The organism is Achromobacter mucicolens (assembly GCF_029866465.1).
GTDB lineage: Bacteria > Pseudomonadota > Gammaproteobacteria > Burkholderiales > Burkholderiaceae_B > Achromobacter > Achromobacter mucicolens.
Genome location: NZ_CP123364.1, coordinates 2,108,695 through 2,124,920 on the forward strand (window position 1 = coordinate 2,108,695; position 16,226 = coordinate 2,124,920).

Sequence of the window (16,226 nt, forward strand, 5' to 3'; positions counted from 1 at the left end):
TGCATCACTTCCCGAAGGCGAACGAGGCGGCGTCCACGTCGTCCGCCTGCGCGGGCGGCGGGACGGCGCCGTCTTCCAGGAGTTCGGCCGGGTCCAGCCCCTTCGTCAGCTCCAGCGCCTGGCGCTCGAAAAGCCGCCGGTACAGGCCGCCCTTCAGGCGGATCAGCGCGTCATGGCTGCCTTCCTCGATCACGCGGCCATGGTCCATGACCAAGAGGCGGTCCAGCGCGCGGACCGTCGACAGGCGGTGCGCCACGACCAGCGTCGTGCGGCCTTCCATCAGGCGGTCCATCGCGCGCTGGATCAGCACCTCGCTTTCGCTGTCCAGGCTGGACGTGGCTTCGTCCAGGATCAGGATGGGCGCGTCGGCCAGGAATGCGCGCGCAATGGCCACGCGCTGGCGTTCGCCGCCGGACAGCTTGACGCCGCGTTCGCCCACCAGCGTGTCGTAGCCCTTGGGCAGCGCCATGATGAAGTCATGCGCGCTGGCCAGCCGGGCCGCCTGCTCGATGTCGGCCTGCGACGCGCCGGGCCGCGCGTACGCGATGTTCTCCGCCAGCGTCCGGTGAAACAGCACGGGCTCCTGCTGCACGATCGCGATCTGGCTGCGCAGCGACGCCTGCTTTACCTGGGCGATGTCCTGTCCGTCGATAGTGATGCGCCCGCCGTTCACGTCATACAGGCGCTGGATCAGCTTGATGAACGTGGTCTTGCCGGAACCCGAGTGACCGACCAGGCCCACGCGTTCGCCCGGCGCGATCCGCACCGAGAACCGGTCGTACAGCGCGGTGTGGTGCGACCCGTAGCGGAACGTCACGTCCTCGAAGCGGATCTCGCCCGCCGTCACGGCGATGGCGCCCGCGCCCGGCCGGTCTTCCACGCCAAGCGGCTGCTTTTCCAGCGACACCAGCTCCTCCATGTCGTTGACGGACCGCTGCAGGTTGCGGATGTGCATGCCGACGTCGCGCAGATAGCCCTGCAGGACGAAGAACATGGTCAGCGTGAACGTGATGTCGCCCACGCTGGCCTGGTTGCGCGACCACAGCAGCAGCGACGCGCCCAGGATGGACGCCTGCATGGCCACCAGCATCGCGCCCTGGATGCCGCCGTTGAACGTGGCGCGGATCCAGGTGCGGCGCGTGCGCCGGCGCCACTTGTCGATGACCCGGTCAAGGCGCGCTTCCTCACGCGTCTCCGCGCCAAAGGCCTTGACCACGGCGTTGCAGCTGACGGCGTCGGCCAGCGCGCCGCCCATGCGCGTGTCCCAGGCGTTGCCCAGGCGCGCCGCGGGCGCCACATAGGCCAGCGACAGCGTGGCGGTGACGGCGATGTACAACACCGAGCCCAGGCCCACCACCAGCCCCATCAGCGGCCAGTGCGCGCCCAAGAGGGCGGTGGCGCCCACCAGCATGACGACCGACGGCAGCAGCGCCACCAGCAGCGTGTCGTTCAAGAGGTCCACCGCCCACATGCCGCGCGTGATCTTGCGCACCGTCGAGCCGGCGAAGCTGTTGGCATGCCAGTCGGTGGAAAACCGCTGCACGCGGTAGAACGCGTTGGAGGCGATGCCGTTCATCATCTGCAGCGTGAAGGTGATGATGTTCTGGAAGACGGCCTGGCGCAGCAGCGTGCCGCCCACGCCCAGCGCCACCAGCAGCCAGAAGGCCGTGATGGCGGCATTCCAGGCAAGCTGGTCGCCGGCCGCGCCCGACGCCACTGCGTCGACCAGACGGCCGGCGTACATCGGCGTCAGCACGTCGGCCACGGCGGACAGCAGGGCCAGCGCCACGATGACCACGATGCGCAAGGGTTGCCGGCCCCAATAACGGAAGGTAAAGCCCAGGACATCCTTGAAGGCCTGTCCTCGAAAGTCGATTTTTTTTCTAGCCATTGCCATGGTCTGGCGGGACGAACGCGCCAGGTTCCTTGTAAGGAAAGAGGGAAAAACACGCCGGGCGCCTGTTGGGCGCTGGCCACTGCGTTCAAGGGTTCAGATAGGCACGGCGGACCGGTCGCCAGATAAGGAACTGGCGACGGGGCCGCGCGGGCGACGACTTAATGGCGTCGCGGGGACACGCGCGGGACGGCGTTCGGCATGGGGTACATCATGCAGCCTCCCTGTCGGTGGGTGAGGGGGAAAAAAGGAATGGGCAACGGCCCGAATTGCTGATTCTATCGAAGTGATGTAGGCGAATCAACGGGCCGTGCGGGGGGACGAAATGGGCTGTCGGTTTTTTTCAACGCGGCGCTAGCCGGCCTGCGACGCCGCGGCCGCGTAGCCGCCCTGATGGCTTGCCAGCCGCGCATACACGCCTTGCTTGCGCAGCAGCTGATCATGCGTGCCGGACTCGGCCAGCGTGCCGCGGTCCAGCACCAGGATCAGATCGGCGTCGCGGATGGTGGACAGGCGATGCGCAATCACGAGCGTGGTGCGGTGGCGCATCAGCACGTCCAGCGCGCCGCGCACCTGCATTTCCGACAGCGTGTCCAGGTGCGAGGTGGCCTCGTCCAGAATCAGCACCGGCGCGTTCTTCAGGAAGGCGCGCGCGATCGAGATGCGTTGGCGCTGGCCGCCCGACAACTGCATGCCGCGTTCGCCCACGCGCGTGGCCAGGCCCTCGGGCAAGCGTTTGACGAAGTCGCCCAGCGCCGCCTGTTCCAGCGCGCGCATCAGGTCTTCGCGGCTGGCCTCGGGGCGGGCCAGCCGGATATTGCCTTCGAGCGTGTCGTTGAACAGGTAGGTGTCCTGCGTCACCAGCGCCACGCGCTCGCGCAGGCCGTCGAGCCTGAGCTGGCGCACGTCCACGCCGTCCAGCTTGACCGCGCCTTCGCGCGGGTCCCAGAAGCGCAACAGCAGACTGGCCACCGTGCTCTTGCCGGCGCCCGAGGCGCCCACGATCGCCACGGTGGCGCCGGCCGGCACGGTGAAGCTGAGGTCGTGCAGGGTGTCCTGGCGCTTGCCGGGATAGGCAAAACTGACGTGATCGAAGGCGAGCGACAGGCCGTGGGCCGCCACCGGCGCGGGCAGGGGGCCGTCCACGACCGGTTCGGGTTCGTTGGCGACCACGTGCAGGCGGCGCGTGGCGGCGATGGTGTCGGCCAGTTGCCGGCTGACCTGCGAGATCTCCGACACCGGCAGGAACGTGGCCAGCGCAATCAGCACCAGCAGGGGAAGCATGCCGGCGGACAGCGCGCCCGCCTGCACCTGCAACGCGCCCACGACCGCCACGGCAAGGCCGCCCAGACCCATCGCGGTTTCGAACCAGGCGGTCTGGCGCGACAGGTCGCGCAGAATGGCAAGGCGCCGCGCGCGGTAGTGGTCGGCGACCTTCAGGAACTGGTCGCGGCGCCGGCCGGTGGCCTGGAAGGCGGTCAGGTCCGCCAGGCCCTGGATGGTGTCGGTGGTGTGGGCGCTCATTTCGCCCAACGCCTGGCGCGCCTTGTCGCCCAGGGCGTCCACGCGCGGGCGGCCGCGCACCGGCGACAGCAGCGCGTAGGCCAGGAAGGGCAGCAGCGCCAGCGCAACCGGCCAGCTGTAGAACCCCAGAAAGCCCAGCACGGACAGCGGCACCAGCACCGACACGATGGCCGGCGCGATGGTGTGCGCGTAGAAATACTCCACCATTTCCACGTCCTGGGTGGCCAGCGCCACCAGGTCGCCGGAGCGGCGCTGCAGCAGATAGGCGGGCGCCAGGCGTTCGAGTTTGTCGTAGAGCTTGACGCGCATGTCGGCAAGCAGCTGATAGGCCATTGCGTGCGCCAGCCACGACTCCAGCCAGTGGAAAAGGGCGGCCAGCGGCGCGGCGATCAAGAGGCCAGCGACCAGCGCGCCGGTCTCGCGGCCATCGCGGATAGCGGCCACGATCAGGGCGCTGAACACGCCCACGCCGATGAAGGCGGCAACGCGCGCCACGCCCAGCAGGATGGTCGCAATCAGCGTGCCGCGCCACGGCCGCACCACCGACAACAGCGTGCCCAGCGTGGCGCGCCAGCCGACCTGTTCGGCGTCGGCGTCCAGCGAGCGCAGGGCGGGGCCCTGGCCGTTGCCGTCGTCTGGGACAGCCGCCCGCGCCGTGTCGGGCCGCGCGGCGGGCGTCGTGCCCGCGGCGGGATTCCGATGCGCGGCGGCCTGTTCGTGCATCAGCCGGTGGTACAGCCCGCCTTGGCGCATCAGCGCGGCATGGGGTCCCGATGCCGCCACGCGCCCCTGGTCCAGGACCAGGATGCGGTCGGCGCCGATCACGCTGGCCAGGCGGTGGGCCAGGATGAGCGTTGTGCGGCCGGCCATCAGACGGTCAAGCGCCTGCTGGATCAGCGCCTCGTTCTCGGTATCCACCGACGACAGCGCCTCGTCCAGGATCAGGATGGGCGCATCGCGCAGCAGGGCGCGGGCGATCGCCACGCGCTGGCGCTGGCCGCCCGACAACTGCAGGCCGCGTTCGCCAATGCGCGTGGCGTAGCCGTCGGGCAGCGCCATGATGAAGTCGTCGATGTTGGCGGCGCGCGCGGCCGCGCGCACCTCGTCACGCGTGGCGTCTGGGCGGCCCAGCCGCAGGTTGTCGTCGATGGTGCCGTGAAACAGCGTGATGTCCTGGCTGACCAGCGCAAAGTGCGACAGCAGGAACTGCGTGTCCAGCGTGTTGATGTCGTGTCCGCCGACCCGCACCACGCCGCCTTGCGGCACGCATTCGCGCAGCAGCAGCCGCACGATGGTGGACTTGCCCGCGCCGCTGGGGCCGACCACGCCAACGCGCTCGCCCGCCGCGATCCGAAACGCCAGGCCCTGATGGGCGGCGCGTTCGGGCGTATACGAAAACGCCACGTCGTCGAACTCGATGGTGGGCGCCAGGCGGGCGGCACCCGCTCGCACGGTGCCCGCTCGCCCGGCGGTGTCCGGGGCGGGCGTCAGCGGCTGCGCGTCCATCAGCGCGTGGATGCTGGCGGCGGCCGACTGGCCCAGCATGCCCCGGTGCAGCACCGCGCGCAGGTCACGCAGCGGCCGGAAGATCTCGGTGCCCGCCATCAGCACGATCAGCAGCGCCTCGACGCTCATGTCGCCGGCGGCGACGCGCCATGCGCCCAGCGTCAGCGCCAGCGCGGCGCCCAGCGCCACGCCCAGGTCGCTGATGCCGCGCGTCAGCAGGCTGACGGACAGGACCCAGAAGGTGTTGTCCGACAGGCTGCGTGCGCGGGCGGCCAGCCGTTCGCCCCAGGCCTTGCCCTGGCCATACGACTTGAGCGTGGGCAGGCCCTGCACGGCGTCCAGGAATTCTTCGCCAAATTCGTTCAGCGACCGGCTGCGCGCCAGGCTGGCGCGCCGGTCCAGCATGTGCACCGCCATCGGCCCGAACAGCGCGAACAGCGCCGCGGCCAGGAACACCAGGGCAGTCGGCACGTCCCAGAATGCGATGACGGCAAAGATCGCGAACGGCGCGGCCGCTGCGATGGCGACCTGCGGCAGGTACTGTCCGAAGAACGTCTGCAACTGTTCGACGCCGTCCACCACGGTGAGCATGATGCCGCCGGTGCGCTGGTTGGCAAACCATGCCGGCCCCAGCGCGACCATGCGGTCGTAGAGGCGCGCGCGCAGCGTGTGCTGGATGGCGGCCGACGTGCGGTTGGCCTGCACGGTGCGCCAGTCGTCCAGGAACGCGCGCAGCAGCACCATCGCCGCCACGCACAGCGCGGGCGCCGCCCAGTCCTGCCACGGCGCACCGTCGAACACGCGAGCAAGTAACTGGCCCAGGAACACGTAGCGTGCAATCCCGGCTGCCAGGGCCAGCAGGCCCAGAAAGATGCCGCCCGCCATGCCGGCGCGCAGACCCTCGGTCAGGCGCCACAGCCTCGAATCGAAATACATAGCCATTACTCCATCCAGAGGCTGCATGGTCCCCGATCCGGCCTGCATGCGAAAGCGATGAATTTTCAATCAAGGGTTGAGATAAACTCAACCGATGTCCGACGCCTCCACCCGCACTCCGCCGCTGGCCGCCTTGCGCGCCTTCGAAGCCGTGGCCCGGCTGGGCAGCCTGAGCCGCGCTGCCGCAGAGCTGAACGTCACGAAAAGCGCCGTCAGCCATCAGTTGCGGGCGCTTGAGGCCGATCTGGGGGCGCCGCTGCTGCGACGGGGCGGCACCGTGCGGCGCGCCGAGACCACGGAAGCGGGCGCGGCGCTGCTGGCGTCCGTACAACAGGCCTTGACCCTATTGGAGACAGCCTGCCGCAATGTCCGGGCCAGCGCCCGCGGCAAGCGGCGCTATACGTTGAACGTGTCCGCCAACCCCTCGCTGGCCGCGCTATGGCTCGCGCCGCGCATCGGGCGGTTCATCGAACTGCATCCGGACATCGACATTCAGGTGTATCTGCACGCCAGCCAGGATCCGGCCTGGAAAACCCAGGACATCGATCTTGCCTTCCTGCACGTGCGGGCGATGGGACCGCACATTGCCGCGCCGGGCGACATCCCGCTCATGACCGAAACCGTGGTGCCGGTGTGCAGCCCGGCGCTGGTGCCCGAGGCCGAGCGCAACGATCCGGGCGTGTTTCTGCGCCATCGCTGGCTGGAGGAAAAGCACATCGACAGTCCCGAGACCGACTGGCGAACGTGGCGTCCCCGGCTGGGTCTGGCCCCGGACGACTGGCAGGACCCGATGGTGCTGAGCGGCCTGAGCACCGTGGTGGCCGCCGCGGCGGCGGGCGTCGGCATCGCGCTGGGCCGCGCGCCGCTCATCGACGAAGACCTGGCGAGTGGCCGGCTGGTGCCGTTGGCGCCCCACCTGCGCATGGCGGGTTCGTGGGGCTATGTGATGCGCATCCATGCCAACCGGCCGATGGATCCTTCGTTGCCGGCGCTGGTGGAGTTCCTGGCCGAGGAAGGCCGCCGCGCGTAGCAGGGCTTGGGGGAAGGGCGGGGCGCCCATCGGGTCCCCCCGCCATTAGTCGGCCGCCAGCTCCATGCTGCGCGTGACTTCCTCCTGCACGCGCTCCCAGATGGCGCGCTTCAGTTCCACGAAGCGGGGCGACAACTGCACGTCCGCGCTGCGCGGATGCGGCAGGTCGTTCTGAATGTCCTGCACGATGCGGCCGGGCTTGGAACCCATGACGGCCATGCGCGTCGACAGGGTCAGCGCCTCGTCGATGGAGTGCGTGATAAAGACGATGGTCTTGCCGCTCTGCTCGTAGATCGACAACAGCTGATCCTGCAGCACCTGCCGCGTCATCGCGTCCAGCGCGGCGAAGGGCTCGTCGAACAGCATCACGTCCGGGTCGTTGGCCAGCACGCGCGCGATCGACACGCGCTGCTTCATCCCGCCCGACAACGCATGCGGATACTTGTCCGCCGCGTGCTTCAGTCCCACCATCTCGATAAAACGGCGGGCGATCGGCGCGCGTTCCTGGCGGGACATGCCCCGCATCTTCAGGCCGAACTCCACGTTCTCCTGCACCGTGCGCCACGGAAACAGCGCGTACTGCTGGAACACCATGCCGCACGCGGCGGTCACGTCAGTGACCGCTCTGCCGTTGATCTGCACCGATCCGGTGTTGGGCGTGATGAAGCCGGCCATCAGGTTCAGCAGCGTCGACTTGCCGCAGCCCGAGGCGCCCAGCAGCACCAGGAATTCCCCGCGCTTGACCTCCAGGTTCACCTTGTCCAGCACGGGCACGTCGCCGTAGGCCTTGGAGACGTCCGTCAGCCGGATCATCGTGTCGTTTATCGCTGCCATGCCAGCACCCACCGTTCAAGAAGCCGCAAACACAGATCGGTCACCAGCACGGTGAAACTGATCAGCACCATGCCCAGCACCACCGTGTCGGTCTGGAAGAATTCCTTGCCGTTCATGATCATGAACCCCAGGCCTTCCTTGGACGCCACCAGTTCCGCCGAGATCACGCAAGTCCACGACAGGCCCAGGATGATCTTCATGCCCGACAGGATCTGCGGCAGACAGCCGGGAAACAGCACCTCGCGCATGACCTGCCAGCGGTTGGCGCCCAGGTTGCGCGCGGCGCGCACCAGCACCGGATCGATGCTGCGCGAGGCTTCCATCACGTAAAGCAGGGCGGGCACAAAGGAACCCATGAAGACGATGCTGTACTTCTGCGTTTCGGTAATGCCGAACCACAGCAGCGACAGCGGAATCCAGCTCATCGATGGCAGCGGACGCAGGAACGAGATGATGGGATCGAAGACGGCGCGCGCCACCTTCGAGGTGCCCAGCAAAATGCCCAGCGGAATCGCGACGATCACCGCGGCCAGAAAGCCCACCATCACGCGCCGGGTCGAAGCCAGCACGTTGTAGAACAGCGTGCCCTGGTCGGACATGGACAGCGCCCGCGCCAGGACCTGGGACGGCGCGGGCAGGAAAATGGGATCGACCGCGCCGGCGCGGCACAGCCCCTCCCACAGCAACAGAAAACCGAGCAGCGAAAACACGCTGACCCAGAGCAGGCGTGTTTCGCGTGAAGAAGAACGTGCGGACATAGGCAGAATGTCCCGGGTTCAGAGATACGCGGACTGGACCCAGTCCTTGACGGCGGGCGCGCGGTCGATCTGCTTGAGCGACACCAGCATCTCGGCCAGTTTCTGCATGCCGTTCACGAAGTTGCCCGGTTCGATCATCAGCGCTTTCTGGTCCTCGGCCGAATACCACTGCGTCTGCTTAATGACCGCAAGCTGCTCGTCCTTGGACAGGCCCGTCAGCGCCAGCAGCACGCCCGCGGCCTCCTCGGGCTGGTTCGTCAGCATCGCATTGGCCTGGAACACCGCCGTGAGGAACTTGCGCACGGCCTCGGGGTTTTCCTTGCCCAGCTTGGCATGGGTCAGCAGCACATCGGGGCCCGGGGTGATGGCGTACTGCTTGTAGAGCGAGAACGCCGTATCGTCCAGCAGCACATGCGTGCCCGGCACGGCCTTAATGCGGTCAAAGGCCGGCGTCCACGCCACGGCGGCGTCGATCTGCCCGCCCTGGTAGGCCGACAGCAGGTTGGTGGCCGGCAGGTTGATGATGGCCACGTCGCGGTCGGGGTTCAGACCGGCCTGGCGCAGCACGTCCAGCAGCAGCACGTGGGCGCTGGAGGCGTAGGTGACGCCGATCTTCTTGCCCTTCAGGTCGGCCACCGACTTGACGTTCTCGCGCACCAGCACGCCCTCGGCGCGGCCGAAGTTGTTCGGGGTGGCGATGACCTGGAACTGGCGCGCGCCCGCGGCCATCAGCGCCAGCGACGACACCACGCCGGTGCCCGCCAGATCGATGTTGCCGGCCATCACCGCGCTCATGCGGTCGGACGACGTGGCAAAGCTCTGCCACTTGATGTCCAGGCCCTGCTTGGCGAACAGCCCCGTCTTCATGGCGATGTAGGCGGAGTAATGGCCCAGCCACGCGGAGCCGCCATAGGTGTAGGACGCGCCCGCGGCGCGGCCGATCATCGGAAAGCCCAGGGCGCTGGCGCCCGCAAGCGCGGCCGTACGCACCAGCATGGCGCGGCGATTCATGTTCATATTTTTCCCCTACTGTCTGTAGATTGACCGATGGATTCCATGTCGCCGGCACTCTGGGGTGCGGCAGACGAGACTTTCGCCCGAGCATCCGGCCGCGGCATGAATATAAGGAGCGGCGATGGTCAACATCAGCGGCGCTTAATCGGCGCGCCGCAGGCAGCAAGGGAAAGGCGGGCGCGGCCGCAACGCGCGGCCGTGCCCGAGGCGCCCGTGTCAGATGCCCTGGCCGCCCGAGACTTCGATGCGCTGGGCGTTGACCCAGCGGTTGTCTTCGGACAGCAGGCTGGCAATCATCGGCCCGATGTCGTCGGGCACGCCCACGCGTCCCAACGCGGTCATGTCCGCGAACGCCTTGTTGAACTCGGGCGTGTCGCGCACCGCGCCGCCGAGGAAGTCCGTTTCGATGGCGCCCGGCGCCACGGTGTTCACGGCAATCCCGCGGTGGCCAAGCTCCTTGGCCAGGTAAACCGTCAGCACCTCGACGGCGCCCTTGGCCGCGGCATACGCCGCCCAGCCGGGCGCCGACACGCGCGTCAGGCCGCTGGACAGGTTCACGATGCGGCCGCCGTCGGCCAGCAGCGGCAGCAGGTGCTGCGTCAGAAAGAACACGCCCTTGAAGTGCACGTCGACCAGCTTGTCGAAGGCCTCGACGCGCATGTCGGCAATCGGCGCCATCTCGCCATGGCCGGCATTGTTGACGAGATGATCGAAGCGGTCGCGCTGCCATGTCCGGGCCAGCGCCGCCTGCAGGCGGGCGGCAAAATCCGGAAACGCGGCGACGTTGCCTGCATCGAGCTGCAACGCCACGGCCTTGCCGCCCAGTTTTTCCACCTCGGCGACGACCTCGTTGGCCTGCGCCTCGCGGCTTTGGTAGGTGATGACGACATCGTGGCCGTGGCGGGCGAGGGCCAGGGCGGCGCTGCGGCCCAGGCCGCGGCTCGATCCGGTGACGAGAGAAATCTTGCTCATGGAATGGCTCCTTGGTGGCTTGCGGTGAGGCTTCCATTCTGTGGCGGATGCCGCCGATGGCCTTTGCCTGAACGTTGACGTTGTTGGCCTGATCCTCCAAATGTGCGCCCGGCCAGGCGAGAACCCATTACGATGGCCTGGTGGCAACCTCTTGCGAATCCTCCATGAACGACGCCTTGCGCGCGGCCGCCAGCCGCTACGCGGCGTGCCACGCCGGGCCGGCCGGTTTGGCACAAACCCCCATCCCGGGACTCGCCGTCATCCGCGCCGTGCAGCCCAGCGGGCTGGACCACGCGATCTCGCGGCCGCTTGCGTGCCTGGTGCTGCAGGGCGCCAAGCGCGTGTCGCTGGGTGCGGACATCTTCGATTTCGGCGCGGGCGATTCGCTGCTGATCACGGCCGATGTGCCCACCGTCAGCCAGATCACGCGCGCCAGCGCGGCGCAGCCGTATCTGTCGTTGGTCCTGGATCTGGATCTGGCCGTCATCGCCGGACTGGCCCTGGAAATGAAGCTGGGGCCGGGAGAGCCCGGCGCGCCGGTGCGGGTGGAGCAGACGGATGCCGAAGTCGCCGACGCCGCGCTGCGTCTGCTGCGCCTGGTCGAAAGGCCGGCGGCGCTGCCCATTCTGCACGCCCAGCTGGTGCGCGAAATGCACTATTGGCTGCTGGCCGGCCGCCACGGGCAGGCAATCCGCCAGCTGGCCGGGCCGGCCAGCGCCGCCCCGCGCATCGCGCGCGCCGTCGGGCTGCTGCGGGCGGAATTTGCGCAACCGCTGCCGGTCGAGCGGCTGGCGGCCGTGGCCGGCATGAGCGCATCATCGTTCCATCAGCACTTTCGTGCGGCCACGTCGCTGTCGCCGCGCCAGTTCCAGAAGCAACTGCGCCTGATCGAGGCGCGCCGGCGCATGACGGCCGAGGGCGCGTCCGCCAGCAGCGCGGCGTTCGCCGTGGGCTATGAAAGCGTGCAGCAGTTCACCCGTGAATACCGGCGGATGTTCGGCCTGCCGCCGGGCAGGGATGCCGAGGCGATACGCGCCGCCGCCAGCGCCGCCGCCTGACACCCGGCGCGCTTTTCCAGAACGCTTTTATTAAGTATTCGCGGCGCTTATATTGCCGCGGCGCCGAAAGGCCGGGCCCACACTCGCGGCACTTGTCCTTGGAGCCTTGTCGTGAAAAGTTATGACGTGATCGTGATTGGTGCCGGCGTGATCGGCAGTTCGGTGGCCTTTCACCTGGCCGAGCTCGGCGCGAAGAACGTGCTGGTGCTGGACCGCGAGACCATCGGGGCGGGCACCACGTCGCAGTCGTCCGGCATCCTGCGCACGCACTATTCCGTGCGCGAGAACGTGGAGCTGGCCCAACGCTCCTGGAGCGTGTTCAACAATTTCGCCAGCTACCTGGGCGACGACGAGGCCTCCTGCGGACTCGTCAAATGCGGCTACCTGATCACCGCCGCCGACGACGACAAGCTGGAACCGCTGCGCGGCGCGCTGGCGCAGCAAACGGCGCAGGGCATCGCGCTGGAATTGCTGGACGCCGCCCAGGCCCGTGAACTGTTGCCCATCGCGTCTTTCGACAACGCCGCGCTGATCGGCTACGAGCCGGAAGCGGGCTTTGCCGACGCGTACCTGGTGGCCACCAGCTTTGCGCGCGGCGCGCGCCGCCGTGGCGTCACCATCCGCGAGAACGTCAATGTCCAGCGTCTGCTTATCGACAACGGCCGCGTGACGGGCGTTTCCACCTCGGAAGGCGACTACCACGCCCCAATGGTCATCAGCACGCAGAACATCTGGACGCCCGAGCTTGCCGGCTGGACGGGCGTTGCCATGCCCGTCGTGCCTGAGCGCCACGCCGTGCTGGCGCTGGAATGCGACGCGGCGCCCTATACGTATTCGATGCCCGTCTTCAAGGACCTGGCGTCGCCCGGCATGCTGTACTGCCGCAGCTACGGCGGCAACCAGATGCTGGTGAGCGAGGGCATCGTGGGCGAGGCGCTGCAAAAGAGCGACGCCGAACAGGGCGACATTCCGCTGGACTACGTGGCCGAAGTCGGCGCGCAGGTCGCAGACCGCTTTCCGGCCTACGAGACGGCCGGATTGGCGTCGTCCTGGACCGGCGTCTATGACGTGACGCCGGACTGGAATCCCGTGCTGGGCCGCGTGCCCGGCGTGCAAGGCCTGATCGTGGGCTTTGGCTTCTCGGGCCACGGCTTCAAGCTGTCGCCCACGGTGGGTCGCGTGCTGGCGCAGGAGGCGCTGGGCCTGGCGACTGACGTGTCGCTCACGCCTTATGAACTTGGCCGCTTTCAGCGCGGCGCGTTGTTGACCGGGAAGTACGGCCTTGGCGCGGTGTCCTGATCTGGCCGCGCCGCAGCGCGCCAGCTGGCTGGCGCTGCCGCCCGAGCCCTGGAAGAACGGCGGCGGCGTCACGCGCACGCTGGCAGCTGACCCGGACGGGCGCTGGCGCGTCAGCATCGCCGATATCGAGCGCGACGGTCCGTACTCGCGCTTTCCCGGCTACGACCGCGTGTCGGTGGTGCTGTCCGGGGAAGGCGTGACGCTGCAAGGGGAAGGGGTTTTGGTGGCGCTGCGGCCTCGCGAACCCGCGCCGTTCGGGGGCGATGACGGGCTGCAGTCCACGCTGATCGGCGGGCCCGTGCGCGTGCTGAACCTCTTTGTCCGGCGTGGCGAGGCGGTGGCGTCGGTGACTTGCGCGGGCGTGGCGGCGGGCCGATGCGACGTGGGCGGTTTGCCCGGCGCGATGGCGGGGCGCGCGGTCACGCAGTTGATCGTGGCCGCGGACGCGGGTGGCGCGGGCGGTCGGGGTGGTTTTCCGGGGGAGCTGGAATCAGGCGAATACCTGCTGTGGCGGGGCGTCCCCGCACCACACGCCCACCCGCTGCCGGCCACCCCCGCCGCCGGATTCGCCGTGATCCTCACCGTCGCCGTCTCCGCTGCCAGCCCCGGCTGAACAAGCTGCATCCGTTTCCGCCGCGACGCGGTAACGGCCGTTGATTCCTTTCACTCAGGAGTGTTTCCATGAAGGTACTTGCCGCGGTCAAGCGCGTGGTTGACTACAACGTCAACGTACGCGTCAAGGCCGACCAGAGCGGCGTGGACATCGGCAACGTCAAGATGTCGATGAACCCGTTCGATGAAATCGCCGTCGAGGCCGCCGTGCGCCTGAAAGAGCAGGGCGCTGCCGCCGAGGTCGTGGCCGTGTCCTGCGGCACGGCCCAGTCGCAAGAGACGCTGCGCACCGCGATGGCCATCGGCGCCGACCGGGGCGTGCTGGTGCAGACGGATGCCGCGCTGCAGCCGCTGGAAGTGGCCAAGCTGCTGCGCGCCGTCGTGGAGCAGGAAGCGCCCGCGCTGGTGATCCTGGGCAAGCAGGCGATCGATGACGACGCCTGCCAGACCGGCCAGATGCTGGCGGCCCTGCTGGGCTGGCCGCAGGCCACCAACGCCAGCGCCATCGCCATCGGCGACGGCACGGCGCGCGTCACGCGCGAGGTCGACGGCGGGCTGGAAGTGGTGGAACTGACCCTGCCCGCGATCGTCACGGCGGACCTGCGCCTGAACGAGCCGCGCTACGTCACGCTGCCCAACATCATGAAGGCCAAGAAGAAGCCGCTGGATGTCCAGACGCCCGACGCGCTGGGCGTGGATCCCGTATCCCGCCTGCAGACGCTGCGCGTCGAGGAACCCGCGGCGCGCGCGCCCGGCATCAAGGTGGCGGACGTGGCCGCGCTGGTCGACAAACTGAAGAACGAAGCCAAGGTGATCTGATGACGGTCCTTGTTATTGCCGAACACGACAATCGGGCGCTCATCGGCGCCACGCTCAACACCATCGCCGCGGCCACCCGGCTGGGCCTGCCGGTCCACGTGCTGGTGGCGGGCGGCGACGCGCAGCCCGTGGCCGACGCCGCCGCGCGCGTTGCCGGGGTGGACAAGGTGCTGCTGGCGCAAGCGCCGCAGCTTGCCGATGGCTTGCCCGAAGCCCTGGCCGCGCAGGCGGTCGCGCTTGCCCCCGGTTACTCGCACCTGTTCCTGCCCGCGACGGCGCAGGGCAAGGGCGTGGCGCCGCGCATCGCCGCCTTGCTGGACGTGGCGCAGATATCGGATGTCATTGAAGTGCTGGCGCCCGACACGTTCAAGCGTCCCATCTACGCCGGCAATGCCATTGCAACGGTCAAGAGCGGTTACCCGGTGATCGTCGCCACCATCCGGCCCACGGCCTTCGACCCCGCGTCCGCCGACGGCGGCAGCGCCACGGTTGAAACGGTCGAAGCCGTCGCTGGAAGCGGGTTGGCGCGATTCGTCAGCCGCGAGATCGCGGTGTCCGAACGCCCCGACCTGGGCGGCGCGCGCGCCGTGGTGTCGGGCGGACGCGGCCTGGGCAGCGCCGAGAACTTCAAGTTGCTGGATCCGCTGGCCGAAAAGCTGGGCGCCGCTCTGGGCGCCTCGCGCGCCGCGGTGGACGCGGGCTACGCGCCAAACGACTGGCAGGTCGGCCAGACCGGCAAGATCGTCGCGCCGGAGCTGTACGTGGCAGTCGGCATCTCGGGCGCCATCCAGCATCTGGCGGGCATGAAGGATTCCAAGGTCATCGTGGCCATCAACAAGGATGGCGATGCGCCGATTTTCGGCGTGGCCGACTACGGGCTGGTCGGCGACCTGTTCGAGGCCGTGCCGGCGCTGACCGCATCGCTGCCGTAATCAGGGGCGTCAACGCCGCAGGCTGCGCCACAGCGTGGCCGGCGGCAGCCCCAGGGCCGGCGCAAGTTCCTTCTGGATCAGGCGTTCCATGGCCATCAGGATCACGTCGCGGGCCTCGAAGGGCAGCTTGCCCACTTCCTGCTGGCGCGCGGCCAGGAACAGCGTGCGCGACAGGCTGGGATCGTCGGCCCGCGCCGCGCCCAGATACGGCGCCAGCGGCAGCACGCGCAACTGGTCCAGAAAGTGGCGCGACTGCCAGATGCACAGCGGCGTGCTGATGCCAAAACCCAGGCCCGCGGTGACCAGGCTGAGCAGCGGGTCGGTGTTGTCGAATTCGTAGGTGCGTTCAATCGTCACGCCGTGAGACTCGACCAGCCGGTCGATCTCGGCGCCGATGAACGAACGCGCGCTGTAGCGGATGAACTGCGCGCGCTTGCCCAATTCCTTGAGCGTATCGATCCGGTCCATGTTCATCGAGCGCGGAACGATCAGCACGTAGGGCTCGCTGAACAGGCTGTACTTGCGGATGTTGGGTTTGCCCGCGGACGCGCTGGTGGTGACGACGAGGTCCAGCTGCCGGTCCTCCAGCTGCTTGTCCAGCACGGGCGTGATGCCCGACCACAGCCGGATCTGGCGCGACGCGCCGGACAGGCCATGGATCAGCGTGGGCCCCAGCGTGCCCGCAAAGGAATCCACGCAACCGAAACGCACGATGTTGCGCTTGGCCCGGCTAAGGTTGCGCACGCTCTCGGTCATGTCGCCGGCCTGCGCCAGCAGCCGCGCGGCGTGTTCGAACAGCAGCTCGCCGGCCGGCGTGGGCCGGGCCGGGCGGGTGCTGCGGTCCAGCAGTTCGGTCGACATGGCGGCTTCAAGCTGCTTGATCCGCTGCGACACCGCCGCCTGCGAGAACCCCAGCAGCCGCGCCGCGCCGGACACCGACGCGGCCTCCACGACCGCCACCCAGGTCAGCAGCAGGTTCCATTCCGGATAGTTTTCCGTGGTGCTGAACGAAAAGCGGGTCATGGCGTTGGCGTCCGG

General features: G+C 68.6%; 13 protein-coding genes. 6 read left to right on the top strand and 7 right to left on the bottom strand.

All coding sequences use genetic code 11. The features are described from left to right. Positions 1 to 4 precede the first annotated feature (4 nt). Complete coding sequence (locus tag QEP15_RS09595; RefSeq protein ID WP_280148716.1) at positions 5 to 1,891, bottom strand: ABC transporter ATP-binding protein; 1,887 nt, start codon at positions 1,889 to 1,891, stop codon at positions 5 to 7. Between the two features lie 357 nt (positions 1,892 to 2,248). Then, positions 2,249 to 5,860: an ABC transporter ATP-binding protein/permease gene (locus QEP15_RS09600; RefSeq protein WP_280148717.1), complete on the bottom strand. Its 3,612-nt coding sequence runs from the start codon at positions 5,858 to 5,860 to the stop codon at positions 2,249 to 2,251. Positions 5,861 to 5,954: 94 nt separating this feature from the next. Here QEP15_RS09600 and QEP15_RS09605 point away from each other — a divergent pair, with 94 nt between their 5' ends. After that, positions 5,955 to 6,890 carry a LysR substrate-binding domain-containing protein gene (locus QEP15_RS09605; RefSeq protein WP_056316296.1) on the top strand — a complete coding sequence of 312 codons (936 nt, stop codon included), beginning with the start codon at positions 5,955 to 5,957 and terminating at the stop codon, positions 6,888 to 6,890. Positions 6,891 to 6,935: 45 nt separating this feature from the next. On the opposite strand, the gene QEP15_RS09610 is transcribed toward QEP15_RS09605, so the two are convergent. The 4 genes from QEP15_RS09610 to QEP15_RS09625 all read right to left on the bottom strand — a co-directional run bounded on the left by QEP15_RS09610 (position 6,936) and on the right by QEP15_RS09625 (position 10,468). Next, positions 6,936 to 7,724, bottom strand: coding sequence for an ABC transporter ATP-binding protein (locus tag QEP15_RS09610; RefSeq protein WP_152384062.1), 789 nt, complete (start codon positions 7,722 to 7,724; stop codon positions 6,936 to 6,938). Then, positions 7,712 to 8,482: an ABC transporter permease gene (locus QEP15_RS09615; protein ID WP_056316301.1), complete on the bottom strand. Its 771-nt coding sequence runs from the start codon at positions 8,480 to 8,482 to the stop codon at positions 7,712 to 7,714. The genes QEP15_RS09610 and QEP15_RS09615 overlap by 13 nt, the downstream gene beginning before the upstream one ends. Before the next feature lie 18 nt (positions 8,483 to 8,500). Further along, on the bottom strand, positions 8,501 to 9,499 hold the full coding sequence (locus QEP15_RS09620; protein WP_180100109.1) for an aliphatic sulfonate ABC transporter substrate-binding protein: 999 nt from the start codon (positions 9,497 to 9,499) through the stop codon (positions 8,501 to 8,503). 213 nt (positions 9,500 to 9,712) lie between these two features. Continuing rightward, positions 9,713 to 10,468, bottom strand: coding sequence for an SDR family oxidoreductase (locus tag QEP15_RS09625; protein WP_280148718.1), 756 nt, complete (start codon positions 10,466 to 10,468; stop codon positions 9,713 to 9,715). 164 nt (positions 10,469 to 10,632) lie between these two features. On the opposite strand from QEP15_RS09625, the gene QEP15_RS09630 reads away from it, so the two are divergent. From QEP15_RS09630 to QEP15_RS09650, 5 genes are all read left to right on the top strand, one after another. Beyond that, positions 10,633 to 11,526: an AraC family transcriptional regulator gene (locus tag QEP15_RS09630; RefSeq protein WP_280148719.1), complete on the top strand. Its 894-nt coding sequence runs from the start codon at positions 10,633 to 10,635 to the stop codon at positions 11,524 to 11,526. Positions 11,527 to 11,637: 111 nt separating this feature from the next. Further along, positions 11,638 to 12,825 (top strand): NAD(P)/FAD-dependent oxidoreductase, encoded by a 1,188-nt coding sequence (locus tag QEP15_RS09635; protein ID WP_175157353.1) that lies wholly within the window; start codon positions 11,638 to 11,640, stop codon positions 12,823 to 12,825. Further along, the gene (locus QEP15_RS09640; protein WP_175157354.1) at positions 12,809 to 13,438 is read left to right on the top strand and encodes a HutD/Ves family protein; all 630 of its coding nucleotides are present in this window, start codon (positions 12,809 to 12,811) and stop codon (positions 13,436 to 13,438) included. The genes QEP15_RS09635 and QEP15_RS09640 overlap by 17 nt, the downstream gene beginning before the upstream one ends. A 68-nt stretch (positions 13,439 to 13,506) precedes the next feature. Next, the gene (locus tag QEP15_RS09645; protein ID WP_056316320.1) at positions 13,507 to 14,256 is read left to right on the top strand and encodes an electron transfer flavoprotein subunit beta/FixA family protein; all 750 of its coding nucleotides are present in this window, start codon (positions 13,507 to 13,509) and stop codon (positions 14,254 to 14,256) included. Then, positions 14,256 to 15,188: an electron transfer flavoprotein subunit alpha/FixB family protein gene (locus QEP15_RS09650; RefSeq protein WP_175157355.1), complete on the top strand. Its 933-nt coding sequence runs from the start codon at positions 14,256 to 14,258 to the stop codon at positions 15,186 to 15,188. Before QEP15_RS09645 ends, QEP15_RS09650 begins: the two co-directional genes overlap by 1 nt. 9 nt (positions 15,189 to 15,197) lie before the next feature. On the opposite strand, the gene QEP15_RS09655 is transcribed toward QEP15_RS09650, so the two are convergent. After that, positions 15,198 to 16,211, bottom strand: a complete 1,014-nt coding sequence (locus QEP15_RS09655; RefSeq protein WP_056316326.1) for a LysR family transcriptional regulator — start codon at positions 16,209 to 16,211, stop codon at positions 15,198 to 15,200. Between the last annotated feature and the right edge of the window lie 15 nt (positions 16,212 to 16,226).